The following is a 21,958-nucleotide window of genomic DNA, read 5'->3' as shown; positions in this document are numbered from 1 at the left end:
ATGTTAGTTGTCCAAGGATTGAATGGACAATCTGAAATGTTAACGGATTATAAAGAAGTTAAAAGAAAGAGACGTGTGAATGGTGAACACTCTCTTTCTTTTTATTTATTAAATACTCCCAATGTAGCACATGCTTATAATCTCGTAGATAAAAGAGCTAAAATCATAGATAAAACTAATGATGAATATGTAGCTCTAGGGATTAACAAACGTGGTCATTTCGGTAAAGCGATAACTGCTCCACATATATTTTTTGATGACATGATGGATTGGCAATATAACTTATACAATGGTTATGCCAATTTTAAACAGTGTATGGACTTCATTTTTAATGGGAGTGGTTGGACATACATTAATCAAGGCGCTTTTGCGACAACGAGATTTGAGAATTTCGGGGATGATACAAGGCTATCACTCTTGCAAAAAGCGTTAAATCGATACGAAGCTGAAATGAAGATTGATAACAAGACTAAAACAGTTACTTTCAAGAATCAAATTGGCGTGGAAACAGAAGCGCAATTCCGTTACGGCCATAATCTTAAAACATTGGAAGAAGACACAGATATGACTAATTTCGCTACCTATATTAGAGGTTACGGAAAAGATTCTGCAGGTAACGAATTTATGGTTGAATACGAGTCTCCGATGGCTAGTGTATATGGTAGGATTCATCAAAAACCTATTCGAGATGAACGTTTTACTACACGTGAGACATTATTAGAAGCTTGTAAGAAGGCAATCAACGATATTCCTGATACGCGGTTTAAAGTAAGTATTGCTAACTTGATAGAAAATGGATTATCTCCACTTCATAAGTTTGATGTTGGCGATTATGTATATATGTTTTACGAGAAGGCTGATGTAAAAATAAAGATTCGTGTCATTGAAATTGAGGATGATCCGACGGACCCAACGAAAAGCCCGATAGTCGAATTGAGTACTTTCAAAGAACTAAAAACAATGACTGCAATACAAGCGCAGTTCCAACAAACGCAAAAACAAGTTCAACAATTGTTAGACGATGGTGGTAATTTAAGTCTTTCTTTAAAGCGACTGTACAGAAACTCTAATCATTTTTCTGATCATACTGGAGATTGGTATATATCCCCTGATGATCCAAACGCATACGTTCATATTGGTGCAGGAGGCCTCGATGTTCATCGTGGTCTTATTCGTGTTGAGCGTGATGATGGTTTTGCGACTATTATTGGCGGAGCTATACAGTATGGGTTTGATATTGCAGGTCATTATCCACCGTTCCGGGGGATTAATGTTGTAGAGGACGGTTGGTGGTTAACCTCTACACATGACGTCTTAGACAGCTGTCAATTTTACACATTTGAACATAAAACAAGATATGTAAAATTAAAAGCGCAAATTTTCACTGAAGCTGGTGGAGAGGTTGAACTCGCAATGGTTTCGAGCGATAGCGGTCAACAAATCATGAGCAAGATTTCATCCACACAGACTTCTGCGCCACCGTCTAACGATGATGTAGAACTTGTGTATGATTTAGGCGTTCCGAATGGAGAACTCAAAAGTTTTTATTTGAGAATGAGAAACAAAGTAGCAGGAAAGAAAGCATATGCGCGGATATTCCGCGTGTGGTTAGAAGGTTAATAGAAAGCTATTAAAAAACGAATTTTATAAGAGTTTTAAGGAGGTGCAAAATAATTGGGACTATTGAAATTAAGACGCTTTGGTAATACATGGCTTCAACGTCTATTTCGGAATGAATACAATCAAAATTTAACAGATATAGAAAATGCCGTTAACGGACAATATTCATTTGTCGATCAAGTATCCAAGGAACTACAAAGCCGTGTGGACAATCTTGTAATCAATGCGAGTGGTGACAGTAATCCAGAAGTTATTGATGCACGAAATGACGTATTTGGAGTTACATCAGTTAATTTACGAGAACGTTTAAATAAATCACAATTAAATGCAGTAAATCTTGCAGAAAAAATCGAAAAACTGGCAAAAGAATCTCAAAGTCACGGGATTAACATTTCATGGTATGGGGCAAAAACAGTTCAGGAAGATCAGGCGTTTGATAATACAAAACCATTTCAAGACGCGATTGATTATATAGCTAATACTGTCCCTAATTTCCCTTTTGCTGGGGGTACGGTCTTTATCCCATACGGTACTTATTATTTTGAAACAGTTTTAATTAAGTCGCCTCATATAACGATAACAGGACCGGGAACTCTAAAAGGAACAATTAAGATTAAATCCGTAGAAAGACCGAACCCTAGTTACGATAATAATATTATTGATTTATTTACTAGAATTGTCGGCCTTAGATTTATACATGATAAATACAATATAACGGATGCGATTGTAATTCAAAATACACGTTGCGTAACAATTGAAAATTGTTATTTTGAAAACTATCATCGTGCCGTCTATGGGGAATCACTATTTGAAGATGTCCCTTATCAACAAACAGCTAGAATTCAAATAAAGGATTGTTTTTTTGTTAATGTAGAGTATTGCGCGAAAACTAGTTGGAAACCATGGTACGAAGGCGTTTCATCTAATTGGCGTTACAATCAGCACGGTGATTGGCAATTTATGGGGTGTCACGGTTATTTAACGTTAAGAGGTATTACACACGTTCATTTTGAAGGACAAGACGGATTTATTATTTCAGATAATTTCTTCTTCCATCAGTTGTATCGTCTAAAGTCAGATGCCAAATGTCATAATATTTATGTAAAACAAAGTAACTTTGGTATTATCTCGGACAACCAATGCTTCGAGGCGGGATGGAATTCAATTCATATTGAAGATCCGAGAACATTGACTGTAACTGGAAATAATATTGCATGGCCTGGTCAACGAATACCTGGAGATGGTGTTTATATAGAAACAATAGACAAATCCACATACCCGGAAGCTAATATTATCGTTGCTAACAATCCGATTACTTATCCAACGCGTTGTGGTATTAATATGGGATATCGAGTAATCAATGCGAAAGTCCATGCAAACAGTATAACGGCTACAGGTAACGCTAAATTTTATTACGGAAATGATCCATTACCAAACGCCTACTCTATTTTCATCGCTGAATTACCAGAAGACTTTGAAGGCAAACAACGTGTGACTACAACTCTTAACAATTATGATGGTTCACTTTTCCAAATTCGTGGAATATCATTCGGAAACATGCCTTTATCATTTGTCGACAATCAAAGAACATTTGGGAATATAAACGTTACTCCGCGTACTATAAACGGTGAGTTTAATGTTTCAAGTCTCATAAATAAAAATACGAATCCGATTAACGAAACGTACCCATTCATGTTTAAAAATGTACAAGGCAGTATCGATAAGATTACCGGTGCAAAGTTAGGGCAAGAAATTACACTCATCGTTGCTGGGGCGGGTAACCTCACTTTAAATAATACAGGAACAGGACCTGACCTCTTAAACATTGGTTCAAAAATTGAGTTAACCCAAAGTCAATATGTACGATTGAAAAAGACAGACACATATTGGATTAAAATTTGAGGTGAATGTTATGAAAAGACGATATTATGTATGGGATAACAGCAAAATATACATTAAATTTGTTGATATAGAAGAAATTAATCAGTATAAAACACAAGATGGACAATTATTCATTGATCTAATTGAAGCACTGGTCCATGATCCTGACGGCAATATCGAAACAGTAGTAACTTATGAGCCACCACCAAATTCAACATTAATTGCGCCAGTAGATTTGACAAGGGTTTGGGAATGGACAGGACAAGACTGGAAAGAAAAACAATCAAAACCAACTGCGCTTGAGCGTTTAGAAGCTGTAGAAAATGCATTAATGGAATTAATAATGGGAGGGAAATAATAATGTATCAATTTATTTTAAATATGTGGATTATGAAAAAGGCTGATGAGGTGTATGTAAGAGCTTGTGCCACAAAAGGATATTTAACACAGCAAGAAGTGGATGCAATCTTAATCACTCCACAAATAACGTTATAAGTGTAAATTTGAAATTAAAGCGTGTAGCAACAGGCTTTTTTATTTTGCAATAAATTGAACACATTAAATTCACATAGAAACCATTAAGATTTAACAATACTAATATAATCTATACGAAACTTATCTAAGCGAGGTAGATATTATGAATATGGTTAATGAAAATAAATTTGGAAAAGCTATCGTGCTAGGCGGGATAACATCAGCAGTTCTTTGGATGATTATAATAGATACAGTATTTGCGGTAATGCAGTAAATTAAATACGGTTTTTGCAACAAAACGAAGCGTGCTTATAGCAGGCTTTTTTATTACGTATAAAAAACCAAAAAATATAACTCCCATAGACGGTAGCTAATCTTAGTCATGTATAATAAACTCATGAGAAAGGGGAGGGAGTTTGTTTATGGAAGACCTATTTAATGAAATCGAAAGAGGCTTAGATGCAGGAGTATACCAGCTATCTTTGGGGATGGCTTTGTGCATACCGGATATTTGTGCTGCTTTACAGTCTGATGATGGAAAGGCTAGTGGAAGAAAATATAAAGAATGGTACAACAAATATGTAGGAGATAAACTTAACATGTCTGCTGAGGATTGTTACTATTTTAGGTGTTCTTTCTTACATCAAGGAAGTACACAACATGAGAAGTCAAAATATAAAAGAATTATATTTATTGAACCAAATTCCAATTTCTTTTTCCATAATAATATACTTAATGATGCGTTGAATATTGATGTAGCACAATTCTGCAGGGATTTAACAGAGTCCGCTAGAGAATGGCTAGAAGATGTTAAAGAACAAGAAAACTTCATTCGAAATTACGCTAATTCATTCAAAAGGTATCCAAACGGGTTAACACCATATATAGGAGGGATTCCTGTATATAGTTAAACAATCTATTTTGCGGGAGGTGTGGATTTGACTGTTGAAGAATTAATTGCGAATTTATTGAATTTGAATCCTGATAGTGAAGTTTATATATCCTGTGAAGGTGGTTGTGTAGTTGATAATGAAATAATAGTTAAACAAGAAGGTAACAAAGCGATTTTAGAAATTGAATAGTTACAAAAAGAGGGGTGAAAATCGCCGCTCTTTTTTATTTTGCATAAAGGAGTGAAAAGATGGATCGTATTGATGTATTAATGAAAACATTTATAGCTACCTTCGGAGCTTTTTGCGGGTACTTTTTGGGAGGATGGGATACAACATTGAAAGTTCTAGTTATCATGGCAGCTATCGACTATATCACAGGAGTATTCGCAGCAGGATATAACGGAGAGTTGAAAAGTAAAGTTGGTTTCAAAGGCATCGCCAAAAAGGTGGTGCTTTTTCTTTTGGTTGGAGTAGCGGCACAGTTAGATTCAGCGTTTGGAAGCAATAGTGCCATTCGTGAAGCGACCATCTTTTTCTTTATTGGGAATGAGTTGTTATCTCTTTTAGAAAATGCAGGGCGTATGGGAATCCCTTTACCTTCAGCATTAACAAATGCAGTTGAAATTTTAGGTGGTAAACAAAAACAAGAAATTAAAAAGGGAGATGTTGAATAATGAGAGTATCAAGCCACGGAGGACACAATGATATTGTACCAGGAGCTAACTGGGGTAATCGTAAAGAACATCTAATGGATCGCGAGTGTAATAAAGATTTTATTAATAAATTGTGCTCTCTAGGTCATTCTGTAGAGGACGATACTGATGATGTAGGTCGCACAGCTAATGCTATTGTAGGTAACCAAGTTAGGAATATTAACGATAGACCTAATGATGTAGGATTCGCGTGGCATCTTAACGCTTCTGATGGAAATGGACACGGAGTAGAAGTGCTTTGCTACTCTGCAAAGGAAGCACCTATGGCAGCTCGTATCTCAGCAGAAATCGCTAAACGTACTGGATGGAAAGATCGTGGAGCTAAAATCCGTCCAGACATCGGAGTAATTCGTTCAAGTAACTGCCCATTCTTCCTTGTAGAAGCAGGTTTTATAGATAATGATGCAGATATGGCCAAGTGGAACGTGGATGCAATTACCTCAGCAGTAATTTTCGCTTACTTTGGACAAGAAACTAGCGGAGATAGCTCAGGAATTACGCCTATTCAGAAGACTAAACAAAACATTATTCAAACAGGAGCGTTCTCACCGTATGAGGTCCCTGATGTAGCAGGAGCTATGAAATCTCTTAATATGACAGGTACGTTTCTACTTCAAGGAGATGGATTAATTTTCGTAGTAACAGACCCTACGAGTGATACGCAATTAAATGCAATGAAAGAATACCTTGACCGTAAAGGTTGGTGGTATGAAGTTAAGTGAAATATACTAAGTAACTACAAATGAATCCTATATATGTGAAATAGTAGACAAAACCTCCTATCAAAAAGGTGGTTTTGTCTACTTTCATGATTTAGATTTTCGTTAATCCCCACATACTGAATTCATAATGATATTCCGTTCTTTCGATACATACGCCGAATTCTAAATCATCACCAACTAATACAAAATCCGCATACCCAGTTAGAAATCTTGATATGGTTGATAACTCTTCTAAATTATCAAATACTTCAGCAATGTTTAGCTTAACTGCTTCAATTTTACCACCCTTAGAGAAAAAGAGTCTCCCTTGATTAACTGGAAATTTAATAGTTTTAGCTGTTTCTTTTAACAGCGCTATTGATAGTCTTCCGTTTTCTTCATAATCAGTGCTACCAAATTTTTTTATGTTTGAATTTTGCTCTAGCGTATTAAATAATTCTTTACAAAATAAATCATTAGATTCTGCATCCATAAATGAGTCCATAGAAATCGTAACAATATTAGAAAGTTCATCTATCAGTTCTTTTCTATTAGCGTTTCTCTTTGCTTTCATTTTTAGAATTTCGATTCGGCTTTTATTCATATTACTCAAAACTTTTCACACCTTTAGTTTCTTATTTTTTTCCTTTTTTCTTGTATCCTTCAAAATCTTCCGGATAATGTCCAGGGTGTTGGTTATATCTTCCTTTTTCCAGTGGGCTTCCTTTTTCATCATCTGCAGTATGGAAATGGGAACCCCTTCCCATTTTATCTTCTCTATGCTCAATTATATATACTTTTTCATTCTTAATATTAGAATATTCTTCTACCCACCTATGTTCACTAGTTCCATCAAAGATTTGAGTAGGTTTTTGGCGTGGAGTAGAGTTTGGGATTCCAGCGTTACGTCTAGCTTTACGATATGCGCCATTACTAGTTAATAATTTGTCCTGTCTCTCAAGATGAGCTTTATAATTTTCAGTAGCTCTAGCAGTTTTAGCGGCTTTAGTAGCTTGAGCTGCATCTGCAGTCATTTTTACACCTTTTCCAACTTTAGCGAGTTTTCCGAATGGTGTAATACCAGCTACGGCCATTCCGCCTGCAAAAATTCTATCCCAGGTTGACAGTTTTTCTCCAGTAGAAGGGTCAACTCCATCCCAAACTCTTTTAATATCATACTCACCAGTTAATTCACCAGCAATATCTCGAGCTAGTTTGCCGCTATCAAATCCTGTTTCTTCAGAAGAAGGTTTACCACACATTGCGCCTTCTTCCAATGTAACATCTTGATCATCCGCATTACGGAATTTTTCAGCAATTCGTTTTAAATCTTCTTCCACTTTTATAATCGAATTAATAGATGCAAAAGCTTTTGGTCTCGCGTCATTGAACATTTGAACGAATTGTTGATTAGAGGCACCGATCCATTGAAAACATAAACGATCTATTTCATTACATAGATTATTATGTATAGATTCTAATGCGATTCTGGTATTACTTGCACGATTAGCAACTTCTTCTAGCATTTCCGGTGTCACTTTGATTTGAACCATTTCTTTCCTCCCTTTCCCCAATTAAAATTATGAGATAAAAAGAAAAAAATGTAAATACAGAAACTTTAGATTAATATAATAATATTTATATGAAATAAAGAAAATCCTCCCTATTAGGTGATTTTTTATTTTACACCAATAATATCGATAAATTTCAACGTCATATTATTATAAAATGCATCCGTTGTAGCGTTATGCGGTGAGCTATTTATTATGGTTGGTAGCCAGGAACGGGGATTCTCCCTCATTTCAAGGGCAGGGATTGGTTATATTGTAGTCCAAATGATTCCGTTATTTATGAGGTTGCTTGTTGAAATCGCTAAAGCTATTTAATTCTATTAACGGGTTTATTATTGGAATAAAAATCAAAAAAATTCCTTCTTTTACTAATTACAAAATAGTTATATAATGATTGTTGGAATTGTATTATTGACGTTTAAAATAAAGGGGAGAGAATAGTAATGAAAAAATTATTAATTTCAGGTGTATGTGCAGCAGTATTTGGTACAACTTTTTTTGCAAATAACTCTATGGCTGAGACATCAGGGAATACCACAAATCAGGGAATACAAGCAGCGAGTGCTCAAACTAGTAAATTTATAGATGTGCCCGATTGGAATTGGGCATATAATGAAATTAACTACATGGTTGACCACAATATAATGTTGGGATACCTCAATGGTTATTTTGGAGCTGTAGAAAAAATAACGCGTGAAGATTTAGCGGTATTCTTATATAGAACGGTGAAAATTCCGGATTATGATATGTCACAGCCGATTCCTTTCAATGATATAAACGATTCAATGTTTAAAAAGGAAATTGCAGCAGCATATAAAAGTGGAATTTTTTCTTCCGCGTCTGATGGTCGTTTTAATCCAAATAGAGTTGTAACCCGAGCAGAACTTGCTCAAACTTTCAAAAACGCTTTTGGGTTAAACAAGAAGTTTGATCATCAATTTAACGATATGCAAGGGCACTGGGCCAATGAAGCCGTAGAAATTTTATATAGTAATGGTATTACTGGTGGTGTAGGTAATAATAACTTTAATCCAGACGGTACAGTAACACGTGAACAATTAGCGGTATTTCTATATAGAACTATTCCAATGTCTATCAAAGATCTACGAGATAACGCTAAGTAAAAATAATTAAAAAACTGACTCTTATGAGTCAGTTTTTTTATTTGCAGTAATTTCTTAACTGCTGATTCTATCATATCCGTTGTAGCGTTATGCGGCGGTTTTTTATTATGGTTGGTAGCCAGGAACGGGGATTTCCCCTTATTTCAAGGGCAGGGATTGGTTATATTGTAGTTCAAATGATTCCGTTGTTTATGAGGTTGCTTGTTGAGATTGCTAAGGCAATCTAATAGTAACTCTTCCTTGACTAAACAATACAGTCGAAGCTAGGGAGAGTTACGAGGGTAACAGACAAACTCTATGCTATGTAACCAAAAATGAATATAGAATAAAAAAACTGATTATTCAGGGCTTTTTCAAGTAAATTTTCATATTTAAAAAATACATCTTAACCATATACACAACTTAGTTAAGATGTATTAGAAAAGGGGGGTGATTTAACTTGCGCTACCTGCCCTCAATTCATCTTGAAGTAGTTTGAATAATGCATTCTTTAATTCGTCTATTTCATTTTTTAATATTTCATTCTCTTCATTTAAATGCGATAAAAGATCAGGATCCCCTACAAACGTAAAATCTGGATCATAATTAACCCATAGAGAGTAAATTTTATCTAATAACTCTCTAGATTTATCGCTAATTTCTTCAGAGAAAAACAAACGGTGCAATAAATAAAAGTTATGTGCTGTTGCGTAATATTCATTAGCTTCATTGTAGTCAACATATTGAAGTATACGTCTTAAAACTTGTATCGCTTGTTGTTTGTTATTATCCCAATTAGAACATATATATTCTTTATCAGATTCGGTAAATGACTTTTCCGCCATATAATTATTTATATCTTCTTTATTAACATTGTGGAAATCGATACTGCGTGTCACGCCCCTTAACCCTTTCACTTTACCAATACACAATTCGATATTTTTATATAGTTCAGGATAATGCTCGTGCTTTTTCACGACAAACAATTCGAACTCTTTAGATATCCTGCTTAATTCAGATTTTTGTTGTTCCATTCTTAATTGAAAGTCTGCTTTGATGACTTCTTGGAGCCTTGTTATTTCTTGAATATCTTGCTTTGTTGCAATGTTTTTTCCTAGTTCCTTAAGCATTGAAATTTCTTCGCTATCTTCAATGTCCGCTCGATTTTTTCCTTTCGTTTTTAAATATGTAGTACAAAAGGCACCTATTACCAGTGTATTAGCAACGCTTAGAATAGCCGTAACATAATCCATTAAAAATTCCCCCTTAATTTATACTTTTATCTATTTTAATTATACCATAACAAGTAGTTGTGACTTGCAGTGAAGACCATTCACTAGAGTCGCCACCAAGGTTTCTTATTAGATGCTTCCGTTTTTATTTGCAGGATTTTTTTAACCATCATGGAATACTGTCACTAGGAGGTGTTGTGACGTTATGACGGACGAAATTGTTTATTCCGCTAGTGAAGTATACAAACGACTAGGAATAAGTGATAGCACCCTTAGAAAGTACATGGAAGTATTGTCGCGTGAGGGATTCGCTGTAAAGAAAGATAAGCGCGGCAGACGGGAATATTCAGAAGGCGACATCATGGTTATTGAGAGATTAATTGAGCTTAGCAAGCATGACGGTATGACGCTAGAGAAAGCAGCGAAGATGATTGCGCAGCAAATAGAAAAAGTTAATCCGGATCTAATTAAAGAAGATCCAAAGGAAACAGACCTAATACCATTCCACATTCAAGAACAACTCCAGCAGCAGTATGGCGTTATGGCGCAAGAAATGAATCAAAGCATGTTAGCAATGGAGAAGCGATTGAGTGAGCAGGCGAAGCAAAGTAACGAGGAAATCAAAGCGAGTGTAGAATCGCATAATGAGCGAGTAGAAAAACGATTAGAAGCACGGGATGAGACGCTTATGAAAACATTGCGTGAGATGCAGGAAACGAAGAGACTGATGCAGGAGTTTCGGGATGAAGTTGCTGCTGCGAAAGAGAAGAAAAAGCCGTGGTGGCGGTTTTGGTGAAAAAGGAAGATGAAGCCCTACAAAAAAATAGGGCTTATTTTCTAATGGATATTATGTCATTGAGATTGTTTTGTTCATTTGAACTCAACTTATTAGCGATATAGTAATCTAGTATTTCATCAATAAGTTCGTAATTTTTTATGTCTTTCATTGTGCTAATGGCCTTTATTTTACTAAGTGTTTCAGGTGATACTTTTATATTTTTTCTGTCTGTTTCTGACAAGGGACTCTTTTTATTTGTTACATGATTATCTAGAACGGGCGTTACAGTCACCAAGTATTTTTTATCCAAAATGACCACTCCAATTTAAAATGTTTTATTTATTCTCTAACACTTCATAAAGACGTTTGTACATATCTTTGTATGCCTTAGAATGTCGATTCGCTAGCTTAGTATCTACATAGTTTTCAATAAGCATATCAACGATGTTGTTAATTGATGTTTTATCCATACCTTCTTTTTCTTGAATAAATGGTTTAAGAGTATTTAGCTTTAGCAAAACAGCAGGTGAAATTTTAGCTGTTTTAGATGGGACTAAACGTTGATCCGGCTTCTCTGGTGTCTGTATTTCCTTTTCCGTGTTAGTCTGATCACTTTGAATAGTTAAAGATGAACTATCGGTAATAGGTGTCACAGTTACTAAAAAAGATTTACTTTTATTTTCCAAAGGTACCACTCCTATTTTGATTTTTATAATTTTATAAAAGTATAACTTTATAATTTTATAAAATTATAAACACGTTTATTTAGATAGGAATAAAGTTTAACTTCATTCCTATTCTCGACTTTTCTTTGATTCAAGCACTTGTTTTACAGCATTTTTTACTAACTTTTGTTTTGGTGTAGGTAATGAAGCAACTTTTTCTTCGATTAACATATTTATTACTTCATAAATTTTCATATCTTCAATTGTAGCGAGTGTTGATATTGCTGTATGTGTTTCTAATGAAACACGGAAAGATTTTGGTAATTCTTTTGTAGTGAGTTTTCTCTTGGGTTTTTCAAAGAGCTTATCATCGTCAGGAAAACTACGTTCTTGATTTTCTTTACTTTCGGGTGTGAAGGTTACTGACCCTTCAGTTTTCTTTCTTCTCATACCAAGTTGTTCTTTGTCTATATTCAATTTGTTATCCATTTACTGTTGTCATTCCTTCCAAAATCTCAATTCGTTTTTCGACTTCACCTGCAATATTTTGGTATACAGTATGAACGTTTTTATCATGAACATCTTTCAGATTATAAGTGATTCCTGTTCTATCAAATCTCTTTAAACGCGCCATCTGTTTAATGATGTTATTAAATACATTAGCTTTACCAAAAATCTCTTCGGCTTCTTGAAGAATATCTTTATCAATTTCATTACCGTTTTGCATTAGTACAGGTAATGCCCCAATAATTTCTAATGGTAAATTGTAATCATCTGCTAACGAGAATACATGTTCAACGTATTTCTGAGCACCTTTTAATGATCTTTCTTGTGTTTGTAAAATAACCATTACATAGTCACTAGCGACTAATGCACTGTCTGCAAATTTATTTAATTGTGGTGGCACATCGATAAAAATGTAATCATAATTTCCTTTGATTGCACTTAATTGTTTTGCAAAATATGTATCCTGTGAGAAGTCATCCTCAAAATTTCTGAAAAGGAATTTTTCATATGTTTGTAAATCCTCGTAAGAAGGAAGTAAGTCTAAGTTAGGCAGTACATTAATTAGCGCACTCTGTAAGTTTGCATCTATAAGTGACATAGCTAATGTTCTTTTGAATTCTGGTTCGATTGAATATATTTTTTTCATTGTGTTAAATAGTAAATCAGTCGCATTTGCTTGCGGATCTAAATCTACTAATAAAGTTTTCTTTCCTTGTTTCGCGAATGTATAAGCCAACATTACAGCATTGGTAGTTTTCCCAACTCCACCTTTGAAGTTCCCAGTTGTGATAACTTTGCACATTTTCCGTCACCTCGTAAAAAAAAGTTTTTTTATACTTTTATAAATTTATAATTTGATTTTATAACACAACAAACCAACGGTAAAGTATAAATTTATAATTTTATACTTTTATAAAAAGTTTAAAATCAAATTGTAAATAGATGATAGTTTTTAAAACCTATTTTCAAAATGTTGTATTATCAGGATTTAGCAGCGTGTTTTTTATAAAAATATACTTTTATACTTTTATAAAATTATAAAAGTATAAAAAAAACAATCATTCTGTTATTGAAAAACTAGTTTTTTATAAAAGTATAAATTTATAAAAGTATAAAAATGAAATTCGAATTTTATGTAGAGTGGTATATTGCGGGCTTATAGAGGCATTTACAAACAAAAAAGCTTATTGTAACGTAGTACACAACAAGCAACATTCTACAAAACAAAACATAATTTGATATTTTACATAAATGAAGATCGATAAGACAATTGAATATGAACACAAAACAAAAAGCCACTCCCGTATGCTAACGGCTACCAACCTTTAGCGGGAATGACTTGCTCTAGCAAGTGTACCACCACTTGTCTAGAAATGAACTGTATTCAACCACAGTGTTTACGTTTAAGTAGTGTACCATCACTTTCTTAAACAACTATGCCTTTTCACGAGGCTTCTTTGATATACCCATTTTATCTATTGTTTGGATAAATATCAACTAGTAAATACTAGTTTTGATTATTTTGTAGTCCAAAAGATAAATAACGGGCATCTCTAATCCTAGAAGTCTTGTGATTGTACAGGCCATTTAGGGATTGGAGATGTCTTTTTGTTTTTTGTTCGCGTGGAATTGCCTGATACCACGTAAATAAAAACTGATAAGCCGTAATTCCGTGCTTCTATATAGAGGGAACGTGTTACGGCGTGGCTAGCTGTTGGTCGTGCAGGGGGTACAAAGTATACGCCTACAAAAACAGCACCCCTCATTGGAATCCTGTTCTTCTGGTGAGGGAGGGCGAGAACTTGCCTAGGGACTATTCTCTAAAAGGTTCGGGTGGTTATCGTTAGCATTACGGTGCTAGGGAGTACATTCAGTTTGTCGTGTAGGGACGATATTACAAGGACAAGCCATAGAAAAAGGATGTATGCGGTGAAAATCGCTGAGTGAACAGGGTCTATACATACGGATACCTTATAAGTGACCGCATGGCGAAAACAAGACGCTTATCCATCTATTTTGACTGATTACTTTTTTTGTGATCTTTCAAAGTAGGGGATAAATCTGCCTTCCAGCCGTGTTCCATAATCGTTCCCACATGATAAAAACCCTTAAGACCTTCAGTCAAGCTTAATTACGAAGAAAAGATGAAAAACTTGAGGTTGTTTAAGATCTGGGGGAATAACTCATTAAGATAGAGGAATAAATTAGGGATTTATTCCTTATTTGGTTAGAGGATAAGGGGACGGATGGTAGAATAGGCCTTATTGCTGAATATGGTTTTACACATCTGATATAGTACGTGAAATTTAAGAAAAACAGATTATGGGTGCTTTTGTCCATCCCCCGAAAAGGGGGAATAAGAAAATATCATTGTACCCACTTTTTATAAGAGATAGCACCAGACATTTTACGAATTTCATATGATTAGATAACAATAAAACTTTAAGCAGTCCTCCCGAATCGTGCTCTTACAGACAGTTAATCTACCATCTAACATTATATTTGTATCCGCAATTAATTTGATAAATAAAACGCAGAATATTCAAATAATTAAATTGTAATTATCTTGAAACCTCGGTTTTAAAGGTAATAATCGTTGGATTTCATTATTTTTCCACTTTTTGAAGGGTATATATTTTTATAGCTTTATGTATTAAGATAGAGTCGTGCTAGAAAATACCGGTAAAAAAGCATAAATAAGGAAAAAGGGATGGGGTTAAAAATGAAGACTATATTAAGAAATATTGTATCGATGGCTCTTGTACTCGCTTTGTTTACAACTTCTTTCGCTGGAATCTCAAAAGCTCAAGAGATTAATAGTGAAGAAGAAAAATTAGTGCAAGAAGTAGCTGCACAATTGAAATTTGTTGTTGAAGAAGCTGCAATTAAAGATAAACATGGAAGAGTAGTAGATATTGATATTGATATGATAGAAAACAAATATGGTAAAACCGAAGAATTAGAACAATTGAGACAAGAAATCCAACGTGTAAATACACCACCTGGCTATGAAGATCCATTCAAACAAGAAACGGAAGCTGTAGATAACTGTATAGAAAGAAAACTTATAGCAAATTATAAAGAATTTCTATCAGTAGGCTTTATAGGTTCTATTATTGCTAATATTACTAACAAAGAATATGAATTAGCAGCTAGAAAAATGATTAGATTAGGCGTCAAAGGTAATTTAATTGGTTTAGCTGGTCAGCTTGCTTGGTATCTAGGTACATGTATTTATGAAGAAGAAGGCTGGACAGGAAAAACATGGTGATTGATAAAAAACAACCTCTTATTTTCTAGAGGTTGTTTTTTTTGAAGAAAATAACCACATCATAATTTCAAAGAACATTACTATAAATAGTGTTTTTATAAGGTTTTCAAACCAATTAAATTGATTATGATTTGCGTAGTTAAAAGCTACCAATACAATATACAGTAGGACTATAAAAATTAACGGTCTCTTATATGTGAAACTCAAATTATTCACCCCTTAAATACTTACTTAGGAAAGTTACCTTAATACTATGTTAACCCAAAGTGCAATCATTTTCAGTGATTTTCTATATTTCTCCACATTTGTAACAGCCCCCTTTTTTGGGGATGGGCAAAAACATCCAATATACAACAGAACGTCATTACCATACACAGGGTGATTCCCATAAATCTGATAAATTCCATAATCGATTTCTTCATTTTTTAGTTTTACGAGGTCTGTGATACTGTATGGTCCATCCAAAAGGATTTGAATTAAACTCGTTTTTGTAGTTTCCATAATAAAAACATCCTTAAAATTTTTTATATAAATTTTAAGGATGTTTTTTTTCGAAATGTTGGCAGTACTCCATAAAAAAAGACACCCAAAAGTGCCTTCTTCCGACTTGAACCACGTTCATTTAGTATAAACCTATCCGTATTATCCCCTTGTTATACGTGTAAACACATCCTATAAAACAGAATCGTCTATATACACCAGATTGTTAGTTCACAAAATTCAAGAGATTTGAGATCAATATGTTACGTCTTTCAAAAGAATCTGCTTTATAGAACGTGTCCACGGTTTATATTTTACTACATGTAATATTTATTTAGTGTAATTTTTACGAATATGTATAATTACATAAAGTTTATGAGAAAAAGAGAGTATACTTTGATATTGTGTAATAAAGATAAGGCCCACCTACGGAAATAGGTGGGCTTTTTTATATTGGTGAGCTTGTACAAGTATGATAAAATAAAAACAACTGTATATTGTGAGGGTGATTGGTTATCCCTTCTTTCCATTTGGAAGGAAAGGGGGTGATATACCTATGGAGTTTTTGTTTGAACTTCTAAAAGAATTTGTGAAAGCCATTGTACGTGAAGTTTCTGCGTATGTTTTTAGGAAACAAATTTTAGAAAAAGAGAACAAAAAACCCACTCCTCGTCGCCGTCGGAAGCAAAAGGGTGGGTTTCGTAAAAAATAAATGATATAACCACCACCCTGACGGTAGCAGTTACTAGAAGAGATGTGTCGAGCATCTCTTCTTTTATTATATACACAAGGTATTACTGTAATACTAATACAGTAATTATAACAAAAGTAAAAACAAATGAAAAGCCCACTGGATTTCCATAACAGTGGGCTTTTCATTTGTTGGTTGGGTATTACTATCTCATTGCACAAAAGGGAATTTGCATTAAAATAATAGCATATTTTTATAGCAATTATATTGAGAAAAAGAAAAAGCCCTTATATATAGGCGCCTTTTCCAATAGTTTTTAGCAGAAGCAACTGCATCCGATAATGATTAATAGTATAAAGAGTACAACGATCAAAGCAAATCCTCCAGTAAAACCGCAGCCTTCGCCGCAACTACCACCAAATCCCATAATAGATCCTCCTTTTAATAAGAAGAGAAAACAAGGGTGTACGCATGTTTTTTAACGGATATAATATACTTTATGTTTTTACGCATGAATTGAGCAGGTCCTTTTGAACATAAAGAAAAGACACCCTAAGGTGCCTTCTCTTGTTGTGGTAAATAAGAAGTAAGGTTTCCATTTTAACTGAAAAAATAGAACAGGTGGTTAGAGTTTATCACATTCTTTTGCCGAATGAACATGCATTATTACATACCATCATAAATCCCTCTATTTTCCATTTGATAAAATGTATTACCAATATTAACAAAATTTAAATAAATATTTCTACAAATTCAAAATATTTACAAAAATAGAAAAGGTGATACATTTGAGGTGCAAGTTATAAAAAAATATTTAAGGGGGATTTATTATGTTCAAGAAATTAGTAGTAGGAACATTAGCAACTGGTATTGCATTAACTGGAGGAATTGGAGCTGCATCAGCAAGTACGGAAGGTATAGATAATACTAAAAATTCAGCGCCAATTATTCAGCGTACTCAAATACTTAAAGATAATTTCAGTCTGATAAATGGAGAAAGAGAAGTATCATTTGTGCATGTAAAAGATGGGAATATGAGAGTTCATATGACAAACAATACTAAAGGCACGCTTGACTGGTCTTTAAAAGACTCACAAGATAATACTATTGAAAATGGATCGTTAGAAGCAGGAAAGGCTTTTACAAATACGCACTATAATCTTTCGGAAGGTGAATATAAGCTTAAAGTTACTCACAGAAATGGTGGTTCTGGATCATTCTATGCAGCTGCTCGTACTTTAGACTAATATAAATTGAACCATCTGGAAGCTTGAGGATGAAGGAATTTTGTTATAATTTCATCATGCACGAGTGCAAAATCACAAGTAGCCCACCTACGGAAATAGGTGGGCTTTCAATTCATAAAAAAAGACACCCAAAGGTGCCTTCCTCCGACTTGAACCATCTTAATTTTAATAATATAGTGCTAAGTCTAAAAACTATGGGGATTTGTAAGTAGTTTTTACGAAATTATGAGTGTTTTTTATTTTGTATCTCAATAAGTTCATCTGGTATCATTTTTGTATAATATTCTTTTTCGGTTAGTTCAAATATAAATAATGCTTTTTTCCAGTTATAAACAACATCTTCTACATTGTGTTGTTTAATCTTTAATAAACACTGACCTTTTAAATAGAATAGTTCACCTAATAGGTATAAAGTATTTAGATTAATTGCTAATTTGATGCCCTTATCAATGTATTTTATTGCCTCTTCATGTTGATAAGTGGAGGCCAAAGTTTTTGCTAAATTGAAAATGATTTTTAATTTAATTTCTTTATCTCTAGGAAAATCTAACTTATTAAAATTAGTTAAACATTTTTTTGATATAGTAATACTTTTTTCATATTCTTTATTTTCCCCATGAAATATAGCCATTGTCTGCATAATATCTATTTCTCTTTCTGATAAACAATCAACATTCGTTACAGTTAGTTTTAATGCATTATTTAAAAGAGTTAAAGCAGTTTTTGTTGATCTATTTATTTCAAATATAGCAATTGCTTCATTCCATAGTAGAAATTGTTTCTCTTCTTTTGTTTGAAAATTATTTAAGTTTTTCTCTTTTTTTACTATTTCATAAAGTTCTTTATATTGTTTTTGCTTTAAGCAATCTTTTATTACGTATTTTACATTTTCTACATATTTTATTTTTTTATTTCGAGTTAGTGCAAATATATTATTTGGATCAGTACCAAGTCTTTCTGATAATTGATATAACAATATGCTAGATGGATAAATCACACCTTTTTCGATCTTGCTAATTTGGCTTTGTGAACATATTCCATGACATAATTCGGATTGAGATATATTTTTTTTAATTCGAAGTTCTTTAATGGTAATACCCAAATCGTTAAATTCCATTTTTTCCACCTACTATTTAGCGCTTTATTAGTATAATATTCTCTAACCTTAATGTAATGTAAAGTTAATATAGTTGCAATTAGTATTTGTTGTAAAGGCCTTATCCTTTCTATAGGAAGATGAGGCTTTTTGTGCATAAAAAAAGACACCCAAAGGTGCCTTCCTCCGACTTGAACCACTTTAATTTTAATAATATTTGGATTCCCATCCAAATATTATTTTAACACGTTAATTAATATTCTATAATTTGAATAACATAAAAACGATATATATTTAAAGTTTTATGCTATACTGTAATTACCTAAGTTATTATTGCACATGGGATTCCCTTTCCCTGTGCTTTTTTTATTTTAAAGGTTAATGATAACTTTTTTCTTACTCCAAAAATTAGGTGTAAATTGTAATTTCAATTTCTCTCCAATAGGTTGTTCAAATACAACAGTTCCAGCTACTTGTCCTTTTGGTGCTAATTGGCCAGAATTTAGCGCGGTGTTTTGATTGATTATTGATAGGGTCGGTCTAGTGATATTCCCTTGGCTATTTCTCATTTCGAAGTCAAGCGTATTGTATGAGATATCCTCTTTCCCACCATTATAGATGTTTACTGCTACCAATATGTATTCATGCCCTTGTCTCGGTTTATCAAATTCTCCACCAGGAGATTTTTTAACTTCGGTTACAGTTAATCTGTGATCACCTAATTTAATAGTCTCGCCAATCGAATATTCCTTGTTCGAATCTTTTTCAGCATCTTTAACTTCTTGCCCTTGAGCTGTAACCTCTTGAGCTTGGTATTTAGTTTTCGGATCACCAAATACTAATATCAAAGCACAAAAAAATAAGAAAGAACCGACTAAAATGAAGCTCCCCCATCCGATATACTCCCAAATCTTTGATTTCTTTTCAACTTCCACCCGTATTTCTCCCCTTATATATTAGATTTTAATAATAAAATAGTATCAAAATTTCCAGTATTTGAGTACAAGATATTTAGAATATACAAAAAAAAGAGAGCTTCGCCCTCTAATTTTGATTACCATAACGTATGATTAAGCAGATACAGCAGCTTTATCTTTACGGAAGATACCCATTAATCCGCCAATCAATAATAATACTCCTGGTAATAAGTAAACGATAGAGATACAGATGAACCCGCCAATAGCAGCAACTGTCATCATGATACCGCCAACTTTAGCGTTCTTTTTAACTACTACACATCCAACGATTCCTAAGATTGATAGAGCAACAGCTCCCCATCCTAAACCGATGATGCTGTCTGCACCTTCTGCTTCAAACGCGGCTCCCATACCACCGATCATTAAAGCAATAAACGCACAAATAATACCAAAAATACCACCAATAAGTCCTAATACAAATTCAGTTGTTCTTTTCATTCTAAGTTCTCCTTTAAAGTTTATTCTACTTTTAATTTAATTTCTTTACCCATCATACCGCCGCGAGCTTTTAATACTAAACCTTGTGCATCAGCAGGGACGTCAAAGATAATTTTGCCGGTTTGAGTTAAACCAGGATTAAGTTGTTTTAAGAAGAAATCCGTTTTACCACCATTTCCAATATCATAAGCTGTTTGAGCTTGTGTAGAATATGTAAATTCGCGATCTTGGTTATCCATTAATTTGAAGCTATTTGCGTCTACAGTGATAGCGTCTTTTTGATTGTTTGTAATAGAGATTTCAACTACTTTAAACACACCTTGTGCTTTTTCATTTAAGTATTCACCGCCAACAGAATCAATTGATTCAACAGATCCTACAGCAATTTTAACTTTTGAAGACTCACCTTCTTTAGAGAGTTCCTTTTTAGGTTCTTCTTTTTTAGGCTCCTCTTTCTTTGGCTCTTCCTTTTTCACTTCTTCTTTTTTTGGCTCTTCTTTTACCTCTGTAGAAGCTTGTTGAGTTGTTTCTTTAGCTTTAGGTTTCTCTTCTTTATCTTTTGTTGGTATTAATATCATAGCTAACACAAGGCATACAATCGAACTAATAAAAAGTTTCGCCTTAGGTTTTCTTTTAAACAGAGCAATGATAAATAATACAAACAGAACAATTGAAGCTAGAAAAATCAGTACTGCTAGTGTTTCCATATCCAATTCCGCCTTTTCTTATTTTTTGGTTCAGTATGTAAGATTTCCGAGCTTATCATAGCAAACAACTAATTTGAATATTGTCATATTTTGTCGAAAGGAAATAAAAAAAGAGAGCCGAAGCTCTCACTGTAAAATTTGGTAATATTATGTAAAAATTTACCTCTAGTAAATGGAAATGATTTCTTCTACAATGAAATCAAATCACAGTATATCCTTGTTGTTTTGCAACATTTTCACGTACAATGAAACTTGTTTTGCAAAACGCCCTTGCTGACGCCCATCTAGCTCCTCATAAGCTCGTTGGATGTCATTGAATAGTAATCCTAATAACGCATCTTCTTTCCTGTTCTCGAAGTTAAGAAGAGCATCTGTGGAGGTGTTAAAAAACGACGCAAGTACCTTTAAACTTTCAAGATCAGGTTCATGACGATCAGTTTCCCAATTTTTAATTTGTCCGCGTGATAAACCTGTTCTCTCAGATAATTGTTCTTGCGTTAAATCGAAAGACTTTCTGAGATTTTTAATGTTTTGTCCGACTGTAGTTTTCATAGTTTGAGTATAATAATCGCCTTATCACTATACCATAATTGGTCGATACTCTGACTTTTAAAAAGTATTTAGGTATTTTTGCAGACTTTATAAATATGTATAGAACAAATGTTTGTTTAGTGGTAAAATATGCATGTGAGGTCTTCATACGTTTCATTCTCGATGTATATTTTTATTTTTATGTCATGCGAAAAATGTTGATATATAGCGATTTTAAAACTTTCTCAACATTTTTCTGATAACCACACGACTGAATTTTGGAAAAAATGTGATATTATGAAAATAATAAAATAAACGGACGTAAAAAAGACCCATGACTGTGCAAGTAGTGCTGGTAACACTCTTACACCGTCCTCCCTAA

At 33.7% G+C, this 21,958-nt stretch carries 27 protein-coding genes; 13 read left to right on the top strand and 14 right to left on the bottom strand.

The window, feature by feature from the left end:
* The 8 genes from QCI46_RS29335 to QCI46_RS29300 all read left to right on the top strand — a co-directional run bounded on the left by QCI46_RS29335 (position 1) and on the right by QCI46_RS29300 (position 6,303).
* A complete protein-coding gene (locus QCI46_RS29335) occupies positions 1-1,620 on the top strand; it encodes a phage tail protein (protein ID WP_353842145.1) in 1,620 nt (539 codons plus the stop codon).
* A gap of 54 nt (positions 1,621-1,674) precedes the next feature.
* A complete protein-coding gene (locus QCI46_RS29330; RefSeq protein WP_353842144.1) occupies positions 1,675-3,522 on the top strand; it encodes a pectate lyase family protein in 1,848 nt (615 codons plus the stop codon).
* A gap of 10 nt (positions 3,523-3,532) precedes the next feature.
* On the top strand, positions 3,533-3,859 hold the full coding sequence (locus tag QCI46_RS29325; RefSeq protein WP_353842143.1) for a hypothetical protein: 327 nt from the start codon (positions 3,533-3,535) through the stop codon (positions 3,857-3,859).
* Between the two features lie 2 nt (positions 3,860-3,861).
* A complete protein-coding gene (locus QCI46_RS29320) occupies positions 3,862-3,996 on the top strand; it encodes a hypothetical protein (protein WP_353842142.1) in 135 nt (44 codons plus the stop codon).
* A 401-nt stretch (positions 3,997-4,397) separates the two neighbouring features.
* Positions 4,398-4,886, top strand: a complete 489-nt coding sequence (locus QCI46_RS29315) for a hypothetical protein (protein ID WP_353842141.1) — start codon at positions 4,398-4,400, stop codon at positions 4,884-4,886.
* A gap of 27 nt (positions 4,887-4,913) precedes the next feature.
* Positions 4,914-5,057 (top strand): hypothetical protein, encoded by a 144-nt coding sequence (locus tag QCI46_RS29310; RefSeq protein ID WP_353842140.1) that lies wholly within the window; start codon positions 4,914-4,916, stop codon positions 5,055-5,057.
* Between the two features lie 59 nt (positions 5,058-5,116).
* Positions 5,117-5,542 carry a phage holin family protein gene (locus QCI46_RS29305; protein WP_001995618.1) on the top strand — a complete coding sequence of 142 codons (426 nt, stop codon included), beginning with the start codon at positions 5,117-5,119 and terminating at the stop codon, positions 5,540-5,542.
* A complete protein-coding gene (locus QCI46_RS29300; RefSeq protein ID WP_353842139.1) occupies positions 5,542-6,303 on the top strand; it encodes an N-acetylmuramoyl-L-alanine amidase in 762 nt (253 codons plus the stop codon). Before QCI46_RS29305 ends, QCI46_RS29300 begins: the two co-directional genes overlap by 1 nt.
* 91 nt (positions 6,304-6,394) lie before the next feature.
* Here QCI46_RS29300 and QCI46_RS29295 read toward each other — a convergent pair whose 3' ends face one another.
* The gene (locus QCI46_RS29295) at positions 6,395-6,895 is read right to left on the bottom strand and encodes a YxiF family protein (RefSeq protein WP_353842138.1); all 501 of its coding nucleotides are present in this window, start codon (positions 6,893-6,895) and stop codon (positions 6,395-6,397) included.
* Positions 6,896-6,917: 22 nt separating this feature from the next.
* Positions 6,918-7,835, bottom strand: coding sequence for a WXG100 family type VII secretion target (locus QCI46_RS29290; RefSeq protein ID WP_353842137.1), 918 nt, complete (start codon positions 7,833-7,835; stop codon positions 6,918-6,920).
* 461 nt (positions 7,836-8,296) lie between these two features.
* Here QCI46_RS29290 and QCI46_RS29285 point away from each other — a divergent pair, with 461 nt between their 5' ends.
* Positions 8,297-8,977, top strand: coding sequence for an S-layer homology domain-containing protein (locus QCI46_RS29285; protein ID WP_098961849.1), 681 nt, complete (start codon positions 8,297-8,299; stop codon positions 8,975-8,977).
* 434 nt (positions 8,978-9,411) lie between these two features.
* On the opposite strand, the gene QCI46_RS29280 is transcribed toward QCI46_RS29285, so the two are convergent.
* Complete coding sequence (locus QCI46_RS29280; protein WP_098200682.1) at positions 9,412-10,209, bottom strand: hypothetical protein; 798 nt, start codon at positions 10,207-10,209, stop codon at positions 9,412-9,414.
* A 184-nt stretch (positions 10,210-10,393) separates the two neighbouring features.
* Between QCI46_RS29280 and QCI46_RS29275 the strand changes: the two genes are divergently transcribed.
* On the top strand, positions 10,394-10,984 hold the full coding sequence (locus QCI46_RS29275) for a DUF3967 domain-containing protein (protein ID WP_353842136.1): 591 nt from the start codon (positions 10,394-10,396) through the stop codon (positions 10,982-10,984).
* A 34-nt stretch (positions 10,985-11,018) separates the two neighbouring features.
* Here the strand turns inward: QCI46_RS29275 and QCI46_RS29270 are convergent, their stop codons facing one another.
* From QCI46_RS29270 to QCI46_RS29255, 4 genes are all read right to left on the bottom strand, one after another.
* Positions 11,019-11,276, bottom strand: coding sequence for a hypothetical protein (locus QCI46_RS29270; RefSeq protein ID WP_353842135.1), 258 nt, complete (start codon positions 11,274-11,276; stop codon positions 11,019-11,021).
* Positions 11,277-11,301: 25 nt separating this feature from the next.
* Complete coding sequence (locus QCI46_RS29265; protein WP_353842134.1) at positions 11,302-11,652, bottom strand: hypothetical protein; 351 nt, start codon at positions 11,650-11,652, stop codon at positions 11,302-11,304.
* Positions 11,653-11,760: 108 nt separating this feature from the next.
* Complete coding sequence (locus tag QCI46_RS29260; protein WP_086397647.1) at positions 11,761-12,120, bottom strand: hypothetical protein; 360 nt, start codon at positions 12,118-12,120, stop codon at positions 11,761-11,763.
* Positions 12,113-12,940, bottom strand: a complete 828-nt coding sequence (locus tag QCI46_RS29255; RefSeq protein WP_086397646.1) for a ParA family protein — start codon at positions 12,938-12,940, stop codon at positions 12,113-12,115. Before QCI46_RS29255 ends, QCI46_RS29260 begins: the two co-directional genes overlap by 8 nt.
* 1,908 nt (positions 12,941-14,848) lie before the next feature.
* On the opposite strand from QCI46_RS29255, the gene QCI46_RS29250 reads away from it, so the two are divergent.
* Positions 14,849-15,409: a hypothetical protein gene (locus QCI46_RS29250; RefSeq protein ID WP_000523412.1), complete on the top strand. Its 561-nt coding sequence runs from the start codon at positions 14,849-14,851 to the stop codon at positions 15,407-15,409.
* A 240-nt stretch (positions 15,410-15,649) separates the two neighbouring features.
* Here the strand turns inward: QCI46_RS29250 and QCI46_RS29245 are convergent, their stop codons facing one another.
* On the bottom strand, positions 15,650-15,910 hold the full coding sequence (locus QCI46_RS29245; RefSeq protein WP_353842133.1) for a hypothetical protein: 261 nt from the start codon (positions 15,908-15,910) through the stop codon (positions 15,650-15,652).
* 535 nt (positions 15,911-16,445) lie between these two features.
* On the opposite strand from QCI46_RS29245, the gene QCI46_RS29240 reads away from it, so the two are divergent.
* On the top strand, positions 16,446-16,601 hold the full coding sequence (locus QCI46_RS29240; RefSeq protein WP_172555173.1) for a hypothetical protein: 156 nt from the start codon (positions 16,446-16,448) through the stop codon (positions 16,599-16,601).
* Positions 16,602-16,896: 295 nt separating this feature from the next.
* Here QCI46_RS29240 and QCI46_RS29235 read toward each other — a convergent pair whose 3' ends face one another.
* Entirely contained in the window at positions 16,897-17,007 is a 111-nt protein-coding gene (locus tag QCI46_RS29235; protein WP_086396096.1) for a YjcZ family sporulation protein, read from the bottom strand.
* A 403-nt stretch (positions 17,008-17,410) separates the two neighbouring features.
* On the opposite strand from QCI46_RS29235, the gene QCI46_RS29230 reads away from it, so the two are divergent.
* Positions 17,411-17,827, top strand: a complete 417-nt coding sequence (locus QCI46_RS29230; RefSeq protein WP_353842132.1) for a hypothetical protein — start codon at positions 17,411-17,413, stop codon at positions 17,825-17,827.
* A 223-nt stretch (positions 17,828-18,050) separates the two neighbouring features.
* On the opposite strand, the gene QCI46_RS29225 is transcribed toward QCI46_RS29230, so the two are convergent.
* The 5 genes from QCI46_RS29225 to QCI46_RS29205 form a co-directional block, all read right to left on the bottom strand.
* Positions 18,051-18,944 (bottom strand): helix-turn-helix domain-containing protein, encoded by an 894-nt coding sequence (locus tag QCI46_RS29225; protein WP_353842131.1) that lies wholly within the window; start codon positions 18,942-18,944, stop codon positions 18,051-18,053.
* Positions 18,945-19,294: 350 nt separating this feature from the next.
* Positions 19,295-19,858 (bottom strand): DUF4352 domain-containing protein, encoded by a 564-nt coding sequence (locus QCI46_RS29220; RefSeq protein ID WP_353842130.1) that lies wholly within the window; start codon positions 19,856-19,858, stop codon positions 19,295-19,297.
* Between the two features lie 135 nt (positions 19,859-19,993).
* Positions 19,994-20,338, bottom strand: a complete 345-nt coding sequence (locus QCI46_RS29215; protein WP_070169297.1) for a DUF4064 domain-containing protein — start codon at positions 20,336-20,338, stop codon at positions 19,994-19,996.
* Positions 20,339-20,358: 20 nt separating this feature from the next.
* Positions 20,359-21,045, bottom strand: coding sequence for a DUF4352 domain-containing protein (locus QCI46_RS29210; RefSeq protein ID WP_353842129.1), 687 nt, complete (start codon positions 21,043-21,045; stop codon positions 20,359-20,361).
* Between the two features lie 204 nt (positions 21,046-21,249).
* Positions 21,250-21,597 (bottom strand): helix-turn-helix transcriptional regulator, encoded by a 348-nt coding sequence (locus tag QCI46_RS29205; protein ID WP_000859164.1) that lies wholly within the window; start codon positions 21,595-21,597, stop codon positions 21,250-21,252.
* Positions 21,598-21,958: the final 361 nt, after the last annotated feature.

This window comes from Bacillus cereus group sp. RP32 (assembly GCF_040459735.1).
In the GTDB taxonomy this organism is placed as follows: domain Bacteria; phylum Bacillota; class Bacilli; order Bacillales; family Bacillaceae_G; genus Bacillus_A; species Bacillus_A wiedmannii.
This window is presented reverse-complemented; position numbering and strand designations above follow the sequence as displayed.